Origin of the sequence: Pseudomonas mendocina (genome assembly GCF_900636545.1) — a bacterium.
GTDB classification, from domain to species: Bacteria; Pseudomonadota; Gammaproteobacteria; order Pseudomonadales; family Pseudomonadaceae; genus Aquipseudomonas; species Aquipseudomonas mendocina.
The window spans coordinates 4007032-4021122 of the sequence record NZ_LR134290.1 but is presented as its reverse complement, the minus strand read 5'-3'; the positions used below and the strand labels follow the sequence as shown (position 1 = coordinate 4021122).

Annotated in this window: 11 protein-coding genes; 1 reads left to right on the top strand and 10 read right to left on the bottom strand. The window is 63.6% G+C overall.

The genetic code is table 11. The features are described from left to right. Positions 1-47: 47 nt before the first annotated feature. The 4 genes from EL191_RS18690 to EL191_RS18675 all read right to left on the bottom strand — a co-directional run bounded on the left by EL191_RS18690 (position 48) and on the right by EL191_RS18675 (position 5179). Positions 48-1064, bottom strand: coding sequence for a class I SAM-dependent rRNA methyltransferase (locus EL191_RS18690; protein ID WP_041980711.1), 1017 nt, complete (start codon positions 1062-1064; stop codon positions 48-50). A gap of 72 nt (positions 1065-1136) precedes the next feature. Then, positions 1137-2009, bottom strand: coding sequence for an oxygenase MpaB family protein (locus EL191_RS18685; protein ID WP_041980712.1), 873 nt, complete (start codon positions 2007-2009; stop codon positions 1137-1139). Between the two features lie 70 nt (positions 2010-2079). Further along, entirely contained in the window at positions 2080-4017 is a 1938-nt protein-coding gene (gene acs / locus EL191_RS18680; RefSeq protein WP_017363698.1) for an acetate--CoA ligase, read from the bottom strand. Between the two features lie 64 nt (positions 4018-4081). Then, a complete protein-coding gene (locus EL191_RS18675) occupies positions 4082-5179 on the bottom strand; it encodes a DJ-1/PfpI family protein (protein WP_041980713.1) in 1098 nt (365 codons plus the stop codon). A 102-nt stretch (positions 5180-5281) separates the two neighbouring features. Between EL191_RS18675 and EL191_RS18670 the strand changes: the two genes are divergently transcribed. Continuing rightward, positions 5282-6250, top strand: coding sequence for a GlxA family transcriptional regulator (locus EL191_RS18670; RefSeq protein WP_041980714.1), 969 nt, complete (start codon positions 5282-5284; stop codon positions 6248-6250). Between the two features lie 30 nt (positions 6251-6280). Here EL191_RS18670 and pgi read toward each other — a convergent pair whose 3' ends face one another. The 6 genes from pgi to EL191_RS18640 all read right to left on the bottom strand — a co-directional run bounded on the left by pgi (position 6281) and on the right by EL191_RS18640 (position 14069). Further along, entirely contained in the window at positions 6281-7945 is a 1665-nt protein-coding gene (pgi, locus tag EL191_RS18665) for a glucose-6-phosphate isomerase (RefSeq protein WP_013716978.1), read from the bottom strand. A 79-nt stretch (positions 7946-8024) separates the two neighbouring features. Beyond that, on the bottom strand, positions 8025-8882 hold the full coding sequence (gene panC, locus EL191_RS18660; protein WP_013716977.1) for a pantoate--beta-alanine ligase: 858 nt from the start codon (positions 8880-8882) through the stop codon (positions 8025-8027). Further along, positions 8879-9679: a 3-methyl-2-oxobutanoate hydroxymethyltransferase gene (gene panB / locus EL191_RS18655; protein WP_013716976.1), complete on the bottom strand. Its 801-nt coding sequence runs from the start codon at positions 9677-9679 to the stop codon at positions 8879-8881. The genes panC and panB overlap by 4 nt, the downstream gene beginning before the upstream one ends. A gap of 271 nt (positions 9680-9950) precedes the next feature. Next, entirely contained in the window at positions 9951-10439 is a 489-nt protein-coding gene (gene folK / locus EL191_RS18650; protein ID WP_013716975.1) for a 2-amino-4-hydroxy-6-hydroxymethyldihydropteridine diphosphokinase, read from the bottom strand. Next, complete coding sequence (locus EL191_RS18645) at positions 10436-11824, bottom strand: polynucleotide adenylyltransferase PcnB (RefSeq protein WP_041980715.1); 1389 nt, start codon at positions 11822-11824, stop codon at positions 10436-10438. The genes folK and EL191_RS18645 overlap by 4 nt, the downstream gene beginning before the upstream one ends. Before the next feature lie 811 nt (positions 11825-12635). Continuing rightward, complete coding sequence (locus EL191_RS18640) at positions 12636-14069, bottom strand: sigma-54-dependent transcriptional regulator (RefSeq protein ID WP_017363703.1); 1434 nt, start codon at positions 14067-14069, stop codon at positions 12636-12638. Positions 14070-14091: the final 22 nt, after the last annotated feature.

The following is a 14091-nucleotide window of genomic DNA, read 5'->3' as shown; positions in this document are numbered from 1 at the left end:
CGGTTCCGGTCGTTATCGCCGCATCCAGATTGCGCGTAAGTCCCGGTTCAGAGGTGCAGAACCAGCGTTTTCAGCGGCGGGTTGCCGTCCGTGGAAGGGAAATCCGAGGCTGGGGCGATGACCTGGCAATCCTGCACCGGGCGGCCGAGCTTCTCGGCACAGCGCAGCACCTGCGTGCGCCAGTCGCTCATCTCCACCTTTGCCAGATTGTTGCAGCACACCAGCGTGCCGCCTTCGGCAGTGGCCAGCAGCGCCGGTTTGAGCAGGCTTTGATAATCGCGCAGCAGATCGACCGTACCGAAGGCGCTCTTGGCCCAAGCCGGCGGATCGAGGAAGACCAGGTCGAACTGGCGCGGTTGCAGGCGCGGATAGCTCGGCAGTTTCTGTCCGCGGCGGCTGGTGATCGGCAGGTCGGCCAGTTGGCGAATGGCCGGGAAATAGTCGGACTGAATGAACTGCATGGCTGGTAGCTCTGGATTCAGCGCACCATTCTCACGGCCTACGGCCAGGTTGCCCTGAGCGAAGTCCAGATTGACCACCTCGCGCGCGCCACCTGCTGCGGCGCATAGGCCGACGCCGCAGGTGTAGGCGAACAGATTGAGCACGGATTTGCCGGCACTGTTGGCCTTGATCCAGCCGCGGGTGTTACGCAGGTCGAGAAACAGCAGTGGATCCTGCCCGGCATGGCGGCCGCGAACTCGGTAGTTCAGGCCCCATTCGTGCCCGACCATGTCCTCCAGGGCCGCATCGCTGGCCTGGAATAGAGTCGGGTCGCGGTCGATGCGCGAGTTACCCCTGGAGCGGTCGTTGTAGATCAACAGCAAGGCTTGGCCAAGATGGGCTTCGATGCGGCTGGCGATGGTCTGCAGGTCGTCAGGTTGCAGCGGCTGATGAAAGCTTTGCACCAGCAACTGCGGACCATAGCGGTCGACGGTCAGGCCTGGCGCACCTTCCTGGCTACCGTGGAACAATCGGTAGCAGTCGGTGCCTTGTGCGTGCAGTTCGGCCAGCAGGTTCTGGCGAGCGTCGAGGGCGGCGCGCAGCGCCTGGTCAAGAGAGGGCATGCGCGGCGTCTCGGAGAAAGGAGGTGCAAGTTTATCAAGAAAAGCCGCGGGCGATGGACGTGGGACGGTGGCCTACGGGCGCGGCGCTAAACGACGGTGGGCGCGCTGTGCTGCGCTATTACGAATCGCCCAGCGCAGCAGATTGGCGGTGCGCTGCACGCTGGCGCGGATCAGTGGGCGGCGCCAGGCGGCCTGGTGTTCGCCGAGCAGGTCGCTGGCCCAGTCCGGCAGCAGGTCGACGCCTGCCTGCATCATCAGGCCACCGAAGGGCTTGGCGAGGATGCTGGGCATCGGTGCGCTATGTAGCAGCCGCACCACTTCGCAGGTGCGTTCATCGCACAGCAGCTGCGGGCGCATGCGCTGCAGATAGCCGTCGACGGCCTGAGCCGATTTGGGGACGTCCTGCGCGCCCAGTAGTTCGGCGATCAACGCGACTTCGCGGTAGTAGCGATCCTGCTCGGCCATGGGTAGTTGCGGGTCGACGTAGCGCAGGTAGCCGGCGAGAAACTGGCTGACCTCGGAAACGTGCACCCAGGTCAACAGCTCGGGATCGCTGGCGCTATAAGGTCGGCCGTCCGGTGCGTGGCCGACCACCTGCAGGTGGATGCGGCGCACCTTGTCGATCAGTTGTCCGGCATCATGCAGGCCGCCATAGGTGGTGCCGGCGATGAACAGGCTGGTGCGGCGCAGGCGGCCGAGCATGTCCTGGCGAAAGGTGGAGTGATCCCAAACGCCGGCCAGTGCCAGTGGGTGAAGCATCTGCAGGAGCAGGGCGGAGATGCCCCCGACCATCATCGCGGTGAAGTCGGCGTGTACTTCCCAGACCATCGACTCGGGGCCGAACAGGCCGGCATCTCCTCGTGGCTGGTCGAGGTCGAGTACGCCCAGCGAGGCGCCGGTGAGGCTGTGCACCTGTTTTTCGATCTGACGACGTAGGCTTTCCATGGCGCGCAGTTTCGGCGCTTGGCCGGCGCAAGACAAGATGCGCCCGGCCCTTTCGGGCCGGGCGCGAAGCTCAGCGGTTGAGGCGCTGCTCGGTCAGGCTGTCGACCACGCTCGGGTCGGCCAGGGTCGAGGTGTCGCCCATGTTTTCCAGCTCGTTGCAGGCGATCTTGCGCAGGATGCGGCGCATGATCTTGCCCGAGCGGGTCTTGGGCAGACCTGGCGCCCACTGGATCAGCTCCGGCTTGGCGAAACTGCCGATCTCCTTGCCGACCAGGGTCAGCAGGTCCTTCTTCAGCTCGTCGGAGGGTTCCTGGCCGTTCATCAGGGTGACGTAGGCGTAGATGCCCTGGCCTTTCACGTCATGCGGGTAGCCGACCACGGCGGCTTCGGCCACGGCATCGTGCAGCACCAGGGCGCTTTCCACCTCGGCGGTGCCGATGCGGTGTCCGGAAACGTTGATCACATCGTCGACACGGCCGGTGATCCAGTAGTAGCCGTCCTCGTCGCGGCGTGCACCGTCGCCGGTGAAGTAGTAGCCGGGGTAGGGTTTGAAGTAGGTGTCGACCATGCGCTGATGGTCGCCGTAGACGCTGCGGATCTGGCTCGGCCAACTCGCCTTGATCGCCAGCACGCCGCTGCCGGGGCCATCGATTTCCTTGCCCTGTTCATCCAGCAGCACCGGCTGCACGCCGAAGAAGGGGCGGGTGGCCGAGCCGGGCTTGAGGTCAGTGGCTCCGGGCAGTGGGGTGATCAGGATGGAGCCGGTTTCGGTCTGCCACCAGGTGTCGACGATGGGGCAGCGCGTGTCGCCGACTACGTGGAAATACCATTCCCAGGCTTCCGGGTTGATCGGCTCACCCACGGTGCCGAGCAGGCGCAGGCTCGAGCGCGAGGTGGCCTTGACCGGGCCTTCGCCCTCGCGCATCAGCGCGCGCAGAGCGGTTGGTGCGGTGTAGAAGGTGTTGACCTGGTGCTTGTCGATCACCTGCCAGAAGCGCGAGGCGTCCGGGTAGTTCGGTACGCCCTCGAACATCAGGGTGGTGGCGGCATTGGCCAGCGGGCCGTAGACGATGTAGCTGTGTCCGGTGACCCAGCCGACATCGGCGGTGCACCAGTAGATGTCGCCCTCGTGGTAGTCGAACACGTACTTGTGGGTCATCGCCGCGCCGAGCAGGTAGCCACCGGTGGTGTGCAGCACGCCCTTGGGTTTGCCGGTGCTGCCGGAGGTATAGAGGATGAACAGCGGGTCTTCGGCGTCCATCGGCTCGGCCGGGCAATCGGCGTCGACTTCCTTGAGCGCCTGGTGATACCAGAGATCACGGCCTTCGACCCAAGCGACGTCGCCCTGGGTGCGCTCGACCACCACCACGGTGGATACGTCCGGGCAGCTCTGCAGGGCCTTGTCGACGTTCGCCTTCAGCGGGATGTACTTGCCGCCGCGCACGCCTTCATCGGCGGTGATCACGGTGCGGCAGTCGGCGTCGAGGATGCGGTCACGCAGGGCGTCCGGGGAGAAGCCGCCGAATACCACCGAATGCACGGCGCCGATGCGCGCGCAGGCGAGCATGGCGTAGGCCGCCTCGGGAATCATCGGCATGTAGATGCATACCCGGTCTCCTTTCTTCACCCCGCGGCGCTTGAGCACGTTGGCCAGGCGGCTGACGTTGTGGTGCAGCTTGTTGTAGGTGATGTGCGCGGATTCGGCGGGATTGTCGCCTTCCCAGATGATGGCGATCTGTTCGCCGCGTTTTTCCAGGTGACGATCGATGCAGTTGTAGGCGACGTTGAGTTTGCCGCCCCTGAACCACTCGGCGCGGCCCTGCTTGAGGTCGCTGGCGTGCACCTGATCCCAGGGTTTGAACCAGTCGAGGAAGGCCTTGGCCTGCTCGGCCCAGAAAGTATCGGGCTGCTCGACGGACTGCTGGTACAGACGCAGGTAGGCGTCGTTATCAAGATGCGCGCGCTGACGCACGGCATCTTGCACGGGATGGCGGGTGATCTCGAACATGGCGGGGTCCTTGTAATTGTTTGTCCGCAACGCTCACAAGGGTGCACCCAAGCAGGCGCTTGGTTCAAGGCTTAAGCATTTCCATATGCTGCCGAGCTTGCTCCTGAGGCCGGTATTCGAGCTGTGCGGCGACCAGACTGCGGGTCGACGCACCGTAGCGACCGGCAATGGCTGTGAGCGCTTCATCGAGTGCCTGCATGGCCGTCGTGGCGCCTCCCGGCAGCTCCGGCAACTTCTTGGCCTCGGTGCGTTGCGGTATGAACTCCAGCCCGCTGGCACTGAGTACTGGCTCACGGGCCATGCCCTGCACCTCGGTGCGAAAGGTGCGTGCCCAGGAGTCCACGCGCAACGCCAGGCTGATTTCGTCCATGCCGGGGTGCAAGGCGACGGCAAAGGTTTCGTGCTTCCAGCGCGCCAGGTAGTTACCTGCTGCAGTCAGGTAGCCTTGGCTGCCAAGGGTGAACACCTCGCTGTCATGTTGCGGGGACCAGTCGCGGACACCGAGTTCCTGTGCCAGTGCGCTCGCCTTGGGCGTGCCGGCAATGGCTTCGAGCAGCGCGAGTGAGGCTGGCAGGGCTGTGCTGACACCTGCGGTGGTCATCAGTCGGCCGTCTACCACGTAGCGCCGATTTTCCTGCCACAGGGTGGTGGGAAAATCGCTCAGGCGCTGCTCACGCGAGTACCAGTGACCGGTGGCGCGACGTCCGTCCAGCAGGCCTGCATAAGCCAGTGGCAGCACGCCGTCGCAGATGCCGATGACGTTGGCGCCTAGCGCCGCCTGCTGCCTGATGAAGTCCAGCAATCGGGGCTCCTGGCTGTCATGTACGGCGGGCACGATCAGGTAATCGGCGCCTTGCGGAAACTGGCGCTGAAACTCGTCAATGCTGGCTTCTGCTCGCAAGCTGAGCGCCGGCATCAACTGCACTGTGCCCGGATCGGTCGCCACCGCCAGTACCTTGGTCACGCCCGCGCGCCGCAGGACGCCGAGTGGCACGACGAAGTCCGTCAGTTCCGTCATCTGGTTCTGTGCGAGCACCACCACCACAGGCTGTTCACGCTCGAAGCGTGGCTGGTAGGCGGGCAGTCGCTCATCAGTGGCGTGTGCATAACCGGCGAAGCACAGCAGGCCCTGCAAGCCAGCGATTGGCCATTTTCTGTACATGAGGTCGCTCCTTTGGCTGCAAGAGGCGGGCAGTTTGTCGTGTGTGTGGTTGGCGCATATGTCATAAATGAGTGAAAACCTGCCATTGGTGACGGAAAAACGATGACTCACAGGGTCCTGTTATTGGTGTTTCCCGAGTTCCAGTTGCTCGATGCCACCGGGCCTGCGGACGTGTTCGCTGCAGTGGACGAGCATCTACCGGCGGTGGCGCGGCCCGCCTATCAGTTGCAGGCAGTCTCGTGGGATGGCGGCATGGTTGCCTCCAGTAGCGGGCTGTCGATAGACACTCGACCGGTGCCCGAGCCGCACGATCTGGCCGGTTGTACATTGCTGGTAGCCGGCGGATACGGCGTTCAGCGTGCCTTGCAGCAAGGGCAGATCGCCCGCTGGTTGGAAGAGGCCGGCTCGTTGGCAGCGCGCTGCGCCTCTGTGTGTACAGGCGCATTCTTGCTGGCGCAGAGCGGTTTGATGACGGGGCGCAAGATGGTCACCCACTGGCGCTATGCCGAGCTGTTGCAGCGGCTGTATCCAGCGGTGGAGGTCTTGCATGACAGCCTGTTCATCCGTGATGACACCTTCTACAGCTCGGCTGGGGTGACTGCAGGGATGGATCTATGTCTGAGCCTGGTGGAAGAGGACCATGGGCGTGACGTCTCGCTGCAGGTGGCCAGGGGCCTAGTTATGTACCTGAGACGGCCAGGCGGGCAGCGGCAGTTCAGCGCCGAGCTGCTGGCGCAGCAGGCTCCTGCCGGGGGCGTGATGCAAGGCTTGCTGAGTGAACTGCGAAGGTCTCTGGTGACCCCTTGGGACGTCGAGAGCATGGCGACCTACATGAACATGTCGCCGCGTACGCTGCATCGTCATTGCCAAGCTGAACTCGGGGTGACGCCCGCTAGGCTGCTGCTGCACCTGCGTCTGGAGCATGCATGCCAGTTGCTGGAGGCAGGCCAGGCGTCGCTCAAGCGCGTGGCGCAGAGCAGCGGCTTCGGCAACGCGTACAACCTTAGGCAGGCATTCTCCCGGGCGCTGGGGGTGACGCCCGGGGAGTATCGTCAGCGCTTCTGCCGTTGAGTTGTGCCGGTCGGCACTCCCCTCAGGTGATCAGCCGCGATGCTGGGAGCGGAAATGCTCGATCAGTCCCTGGGTGGAAGCATCGCTGGCCGGTTCGTCGCTGGCGCCGGTCAGGCGCTGGTAGACTTCCTTGCCCATCTCCTTGCCCAGTTCCACGCCCCACTGGTCGAAGGCGTTGATGCCCCAGATAGCGCTCTGCACGAACACCTTGTGCTCGTACAGCGCTACCAGTGCGCCCAGGTTGAATGGCGCGATGCGGTTCATCACCAGGATATTGCTCGGCCGGTTGCCGGGGATCACCTTGTGCGGTGCCAGGCGCTGCACCTCGTCTTCGCTCAGGCCCTTGGCACGCAGTTCGGCTTCGGCTTCTTCGCGGGTCTTGCCCTGCATCAGCGCCTGGGCCTGCGACAGGCAGTTGGCGAACAGCCACTGGTGGTGATCGGATAGCGGGTTGTAGCTGTTGACCGGGACGATGAAGTCCGCCGGTACCAGCAAGCGGCCCTGGTGCAGCAACTGGTGGTAGGCATGCTGCCCGTTGCAGCCGACGCCGCCCCAGATGACCGGGCCGGTGGCGATGTCCAGCGGCGCGCCGTCCTGCCGCACGCTCTTGCCGTTGGACTCCATGTCGAGCTGCTGCAGGTGCTTGGTGAAGTTACGCAGGTAGTGATCGTAGGGCAGGATCGCGTGGCTCTGCGCACCCCAGAAATTGGTGTACCAGATGCCCAGCAGGGCCATCAGCACCGGCATGTTCTCGGCCAGCGGTGCCTGGGTGAAATGCTGGTCCATGGCATAGGCGCCGGCCAGCAGCTCCTTGAAGTTGGACACGCCGATGGCCAGGGCGATGGGCAAACCAATGGCCGACCACAACGAATAACGCCCGCCGACCCAGTCCCACATGGGGAAAATATTCTCTTCGCCGATACCGAACTCGATGGCGGCCTTGCGGTTGCTGGTCACGGCGATGAAATGGCGGTGCAACTGCTCCTCCGGGCCGCCCATGGCCAGGTACCAGTCACGCGCGGCCAGGGTGTTCTTCAGGGTTTCCAGGGTGCCGAAAGACTTGCTGGAGACGATGAACAGCGTGGTTTCCGGATTCAGTCGGGCGGTGAGTTCGCGGAATTCGCTGCCGTCGATATTGGCCAGGTAGTGGCAGCGTACTCCGCGCTGGGTGAACGGACGCAGTGCCTCGGAAACCAGCTGCGGGCCGAGGAAGGAGCCGCCGATACCGATGTTCACCACTTCCTTGATCGGCTTCTCGCTGTAGCCGCGCCACAGGCCGCTGTGAATGCGACTGACCAGCTCGGTGACCTGGTTCAGGACGCGATGGACCTCGGGGATGATGTCGTTGCCATCGAGCAGCAGGCGGCGGCCGATCGGGCTGCGCAAGGCGGTATGCAACGCGGCGCGGCCTTCCGAGGCATTGACCCGCTCGCCGTTGTACAGGGCGGCGATGGACTGGTGCAGGCCGGCCTGATCAGCCAGCTGGATCAGCAGCTCCAGGCCGCGTTCATCGATCAGGTTCTTCGAGTAATCCAGCAGCAGCCCGCAGCTATCGAGGGAAAAGCGCTGGAAGCGCCGGGAGTCCGCAGCAAAGGCTTCGCGCATGCTGAATCCGGCCATTTCGGCGCGGTGTTGCTGCAGGGCCTGCCAGGCGGGCAGGGTGGTAACGTCTTGAGGCTGCTGGTAGTAGGCCATCGGAGCTCCTGATCCGCAAAAGCAAAGGCCCGGATCGATCCGGGCCTCTAAGAGTGTAACCGTCTGCCTTTGGAGGCAGCTACTGACTCGGCAGTTCAACCACAAGATTGTCGATCAGGCGGGTGCCGCCCAGCTGTGCCGCGGTGAGTATCACCAGATGGCGATCATCTACCTGTGCCGGACGCAGGGTCACTGCGTTGCGAATTTCCAGGTAATCGGGGACGAACCCCGCTGCGCGTTGTTGCTCCTGAGCGCCGTCGATCAGCCGTGCATAGTCACGGGCTCCACGCAGCAGTTCTTCGGCGATCGCTTGCAGGCCTCGATACAGCGCCGGCGCTGCGTTGCGCTGCTCTGCGCTGAGGTAGCCGTTACGCGAGGACAGGGCAAGGCCATCTTCGGCGCGTTGAGTCGGTGCGCCGATGATCTGGATCGGCATGTTCAGGTCCTGCACCAGCGCGCGGATTACCGCCAGTTGCTGGTAGTCCTTCTCGCCGAATACGGCCAGATCGGGCTGGACCATGTTGAACAGCTTGGTCACCACGGTCGCCACGCCTTCGAAATGCCCCGGACGGCTGGCGCCACACAGCCCCTCGGAGACACCTGGAACGCTGACGCGAGCCTGGTCGCCCATGCCGTGCGGATAGATTTCCGCGATATCCGGGTGAAACAGCAGGTGGCAGCCGGCCGCCAGCAGTTTTTCCTGATCGGCGGCAAGTGTGCGCGGGTACTTGTCCAGATCCTCGCCCGCGCCGAACTGCAGCGGGTTGACGAAGATGCTGGCGACCACGAAGTCGGCGCGCTGGGCGGCAATTTGCACCAGCGAAACGTGGCCAGCGTGCAGATTGCCCATGGTCGGCACGAAGCCAATCTGCTTGCCCTCGGCTCGAGCCTGGGCCACGGCGGCGCGTAGCTCGCGCAGGGTCTTGACAGTGTTCATGCGGAGAAACCGTGTTCGGCTGCGGGGAAGCTGCCGTCTTTCACGGCTTTGACGTAGGCGTTCAGGGCACCCTGGATGCTGCTCTGACCTTCCATGAAGTTACGCACGAACTTGGCGACGCGGCCCGAGAGCGACAGGCCGAGCATGTCGTGCAGGACCAGTACCTGGCCGTCGGTGCCAGGGCCGGCGCCGATGCCGATGACCGGAATCTTCACGGCTTGAGCGATCTCGCTAGCCAGCTCGCTGGGGACGCACTCGAGCAGCAGCATGGCGGCCCCGGCCTGTTCCAGGGCCATGGCATCGGCGCGCATCTGCCGTGCCTGGGCCTCCTGGCGGCCCTGGACCTTGTAGCCACCGAGGATGTTCACTGCCTGCGGGGTGAGCCCGAGGTGGGCGCATACCGGAACGCCGCGCTCGGCCAGCAGGCGGATTGGCTCGGCCAGCCAGCCAGCACCTTCGAGCTTGACCATGTGGGCGCCAGCCTGCATCAGCCTGGCGCTGTTGAGCAGGGTCTGTTCGCTGGTGGAATAGGCCATGAACGGCAGGTCGGAGATGATCAGTGCGCCGTTGTTACCGCGTTTGACGCTGGCGGTGTGATACGCCATCTCGTCGATGGTGACCGGCAGGGTGCTGTCGTGCCCCTGCAAGACCATGCCCAGGGAGTCGCCGACCAGCAGCACTTCAGCGCCGGCCTGGCTGCAGGCCTGGGCGAAAGTGGCGTCATAAGCGGTCAGCATGGCGATCTTTTCGCCGTTCTGCTTCAGGCTTTGCAGGGTGGTCAGGGTAACGTCAGGCATTTCAAAGGTCCTCGCTCAGGCTCGGTATACCGCTTCTATCTGGCTGCAATCCGGCCTGGATTGGCATCAAAGGTGCGCCCGTCGCTGGGCAACGGGACGCCTATAGTCCTGATGGGTGGGCATGAAGTCAATTGCGGGTGTTACCGCTCTGTTACTGGCGTTACCGCCAATGTCGATAGCAGAAGGCCGCGCTAGAGCTGGCGAGGCCTTACGGCGGGTAGCAGGCGAGGGTAACCGAAGGCTGGCGCTAAGGCTGCCACAGCAACAGCAGTTACTGCGGCAGGCGTTCCAGCCCGCTGAAGGGGCAGGCGTCCAGCAGGGCGCTCAGGCTGCGACCGTCCGGCAATTGCAGCTCTGTGACCAGCTCGGCCAGCGGGTAGAGCACGAAGGGGCGAGCATGCATGTGGTAGTGCGGTACCGTCAGGCGCTCGTCGTCGAGCAGGCGGTCACCGAACAGCAGGATATCCAGATCCAGGGTGCGCGGGCCCCAACGCTCGGCCTTGCGCACGCGGCCCTGCTCCTGCTCGATGCGTTGCAGTGCGTCCAGCAGCTGCCAGGGCTCCAGCTCGGTATCCAGCGCCGCCACTGCGTTAACGTAGCGTGGCTGGTCCGCCGGGCCGAGCGGGTCGCTGATGTAGAACGACGACTGCGCCTGCAAGCGGCTGTGCGGTAACTGGGCGATGGCGTTCAAGGCTGCGCGCAACTGCTGCAGGGGCTCGGCAAGATTGCTGCCGAGACCGATGTAGACCCGCTCCATCATTCGCCGCCGCTTTCGCTGCGTTTGCGACGATTGTTGTTGCGGCGCCGTTTGCGCGGCGCGTTGCCGGTGCTTTCGCCCTTGCCGGCGAGGTCGCGAATCATCTGCCGGCGCTCGCTGTCGTTGGCATCTTGGTAATCCGTCCACCATTCGCCCAGGCCTCCGGTGTCCTCGCCGGCCAGTTCGCGCAGCAGGAGGAAGTCATAGCCAGCGCGGAAACGCGGGTTCTCCAGCAGCAAATCGGCGCGTTTGCCACTGCGTCGCGGCAGGCGCTCCTGCATGTCCCAGATCTCGCGAATCGGGATGGTGAATCGCTTGGGCACGGCGATGCGCTGGCACTGCTCGGCGATCAGCTCGTAGGCGGCTTCCTGCATCGCCGGGATTGGCGGCATGCCCTTGCTCTGCAATTGCAGCACGCGCGCTGGCAGTGCAGGCCAGAGCAGGGCTGCGAAGAGGAACGCCGGTGTGACCGACTTGCCGTCGTGGATGCGGTCGTCGGTGTTGATCAGAGCCTGACGGATCAGCTTCTCGGTGTACTCGGGGTTGCGCTTGAGCGCCTCGCCGCTGGCCGGGAATAGCTGGGCGAACAGGTCATGTTCGATCAGCAGGTCGAAGGTGTACTCGGCGTAACCGGCGAGGAATAGCTTGAGCACCTCATCGAACAGGCGCGCCGAGGGAATGTCGCGCAGCATGGGGGCCAGGCGGCGAATCGGTGCGGCGCTGTGTTTCTCGATCTCGAAGTCCAGCTTGGCGGCGAAGCGCACCGCACGCAGCATGCGTACCGGATCTTCCAGGTAACGCTGCTCCGGGTCGCCGATCAGGCGTACCAGGTGGTTGCGCACGTCGTGCATGCCGCGGGCGTAGTCGAGAATGTGTTCCTGGGTCGGGTCGTAGTACAGCGCGTTGATGGTGAAGTCGCGGCGCTGAGCGTCGTCTTCCAGGGTGCCGTAGACGTTGTCGCGCAGGATACGGCCGCTTTCGTGGCGGGCTGCCTGGTTGCTGTTTTCCTCTTCCTCGCCTTGCGGGTGGTTGGCGCGGAAGGTCGCCACTTCGATGATTTCTCGACCGAAGTGAACGTGGACCAGCTTGAAACGGCGACCGATCACCCGTGCGTTACGGAACTCGGCACGTACCTGCTCGGGCGTGGCACTGGTAGCCACGTCGAAATCCTTGGGGTCGATATCCAGCAGCAGGTCGCGTACGCAGCCACCGACCAGATAGGCCTGGTAGCCCGCCTTCTGCAGGCGCTCGACCACGCTGATGGCGTGACGGCTGATCTCGTTGCGCTTGAGAGGATGTTGGCTGCTGCTCAGCACTTCGGGAGTGCTGCGTGGGCGTGGGGCACGGCGCAGAGGTGAACGGAAAGACTTGAACAGCTTTTTCAGCATGGGATGCACTGTTTGGTGTAGTGGCCGGCCTGCTCCATATGCTGTCGAGGTGCTGCCTGGAGGGCATCGCGGCGTTGAGGGCAGCAGTCCTTGATTCGCACTCGAACCGTGAACGCTACGCTGGCGCCTGCTTCGGCAACCTGTTTCGACGGCATACGGAATGATGACCGCATGATTGCTGCGGATTCTAGCATCGTGTCGGGAGAAGGTGTGTAGAAGGGCGGCAGGCGGGGATTCTGGGACCAGAAGCTACTGGGGGAGCCGAAGCTCCCCCCCAAGTTGGTGCGTGCTCTATTTTTTATTGTTATTGAGGGCCTGTTGTTTTTGTTGTTCGGCCCTTCCCGGCTTGCCGTGGCTTACCGGGTGCTCCCTAGAATGGGGAGCCAATAGCAAACGGATTTCTTTGGACGCTGATGCTGCCTTAATCAACCAGTTCCGGCGCTGCCTCAGGGCAGTTTTATTGTTCTCAGCCTGGTCGCTGGGGCGAACCCCTTGCGGCAACTCCTCTCCAAAAGAATCAGTTAGCTGCGCCTCCGTACCTTGTTGTTCTTGTTGTTCTGGAGTCGTTACGTCTTGTTCTTATTGTGTAGGGCATTGCTTGTTATTGTTGTTGTGCCAGAGATAAAGCAGATGCCGTGCCAGTTTTTGCGATTCCTTGTAAATCAAGGGCTTGAGGCGGTTATGGGTATTCGGATGGGTAGAAAAAAGCCGGGTTTTCGTTACCGTTAGACCCGGCCTTTGTTACGAGATATTGAAACGGTAACAACCTGTGGAACCCATGTGCGGGCAGGTTTTCACCGCAGCCGTGACGTCAAGGGCCGCTGGTCACACCGGATTTGCGTCGCGGTATGCCCAGGCGCTGACGGCGTTCCCACAGGCATTTGCGACTGATACCCAGTTTGCGGGCCAGCTCGGTTTCGGTCATGTGGTCCTGGTGTTCGAGGACGAAGTGCTGGAAGTAGTCCTCAAGAGACAGGTCTTCGGTAGGCTCATGGCTGTTGCCTGCGCCTTGCCCGGCAACCGCCGGCAAGCCGAAATCCTCGTCATCCAGGTCGTCCAGCTCGATGTCGATGCCCAGCAGGTCGGCGGAAATTTCCGCGCCCTCGCAGAGAATCACCGCTCGCTCGATGGCGTTTTCCAGTTCGCGTACGTTGCCCGGCCAGGAGTAATGGCGGATCGCCTGCTCGGCATCATGGGCGAAGCGCAGTGGCTCACGGCCCATGCGCGTGTACTGGCGGACCAGGAAGGCCTGGGCGATCTCGCTGACGTCGCTGCCGCGTTCACGCAAGGCTGGCAGTTTCAGGGCGATGACGTGCAGGCGGTAATAGAGGTCTTCGCGAAACTGGCCGGTCTTGGCCAGGGTCTTCAGGTCGCGGTGGGTCGCGGCGATCAGGCGTACATCCACCTTTTGCGACTGCACCGAGCCGACCCGGCGAATTTCGCCTTCCTGCAGCACGCGCAGCAGTCGCGCCTGGGCTTCCAGCGGCAGCTCGCCGATTTCGTCGAGGAACAGCGTGCCGCCGTCAGCCGCTTCCACCAGCCCCGCGCGTCCGGCACTTGCGCCGGTGAAGGCGCCTTTCTCGTGGCCGAACAGCTCGGACTCGATCAGGGTTTCCGGAATGGCGGCACAGTTCACCGAGATCAGCGGCGCCTTGGCGCGCCTGGAGAGGTTGTGCAGGGCGCGCGCGACCAGCTCCTTGCCGGTACCGGACTCCCCCTGCACCAGTACATTGGAGTCAGTGGGCGCGACCTTGCGAATCTTGCTGTAGAGCTCCTGCATGGCAGCGCAGGAGCCGATGATGCCGATCTCGCCGTTGGCGTTGTCCGCGGCCTTCTCGGCAGTGTTACCGCGAGTGCCGCTGGTAGTGGTTGGCGCTGGTGCGCTCTTGGCTTCCTGGCGATCACGCAGAATACGGGCCACGGCCTGCAGCATCTCGTCGTGGTCGAAGGGCTTGGCGATGTAATCGACCGCGCCCATCTTCATCGAGTCCACCGCCGAACGCAGGCTGGCGTAGCTGGTCATGATCAGCACCGGGGTGCCTTCGGCCAGCTTGATCAGTTCGGTACCCGGCGCGCCAGGCAGGCGCAGGTCGCTGACGATCAGGTCGAAGGTGGGAATGCTGTAGCGCTCCTGGGCTTCCTGTACCGAGCCAGCTTCACTGACTTGGTATTGGTTGCGTTCGAGCAGGCGGCGCAAGGCAGAGCGGATAATGGTTTCGTCTTCGACGATAAGAATATGTGGCATCAATTCGGTCTCTCGACGGTCA

What these genes read in the sequence shown, in the direction of transcription:
- EL191_RS18675 (WP_041980713.1), bottom strand. Translation starts at nt 5,179, where the DNA reads ATGTACAGAAAATGGCCAATCGCTGGCTTGCAGGGCCTGCTGTGCTTC.
- folK (WP_013716975.1), bottom strand. Translation starts at nt 10,439, where the DNA reads ATGATGGAGCGGGTCTACATCGGTCTCGGCAGCAATCTTGCCGAGCCC.
- acs (WP_017363698.1), bottom strand. Translation starts at nt 4,017, where the DNA reads ATGTTCGAGATCACCCGCCATCCCGTGCAAGATGCCGTGCGTCAGCGC.
- panB (WP_013716976.1), bottom strand. Translation starts at nt 9,679, where the DNA reads ATGCCTGACGTTACCCTGACCACCCTGCAAAGCCTGAAGCAGAACGGC.
- EL191_RS18645 (WP_041980715.1), bottom strand. Translation starts at nt 11,824, where the DNA reads ATGCTGAAAAAGCTGTTCAAGTCTTTCCGTTCACCTCTGCGCCGTGCC.
- EL191_RS18685 (WP_041980712.1), bottom strand. Translation starts at nt 2,009, where the DNA reads ATGGAAAGCCTACGTCGTCAGATCGAAAAACAGGTGCACAGCCTCACC.
- EL191_RS18690 (WP_041980711.1), bottom strand. Translation starts at nt 1,064, where the DNA reads ATGCCCTCTCTTGACCAGGCGCTGCGCGCCGCCCTCGACGCTCGCCAG.
- EL191_RS18640 (WP_017363703.1), bottom strand. Translation starts at nt 14,069, where the DNA reads ATGCCACATATTCTTATCGTCGAAGACGAAACCATTATCCGCTCTGCC.
- pgi (WP_013716978.1), bottom strand. Translation starts at nt 7,945, where the DNA reads ATGGCCTACTACCAGCAGCCTCAAGACGTTACCACCCTGCCCGCCTGG.
- EL191_RS18670 (WP_041980714.1), top strand. Translation starts at nt 5,282, where the DNA reads ATGACTCACAGGGTCCTGTTATTGGTGTTTCCCGAGTTCCAGTTGCTC.
- panC (WP_013716977.1), bottom strand. Translation starts at nt 8,882, where the DNA reads ATGAACACTGTCAAGACCCTGCGCGAGCTACGCGCCGCCGTGGCCCAG.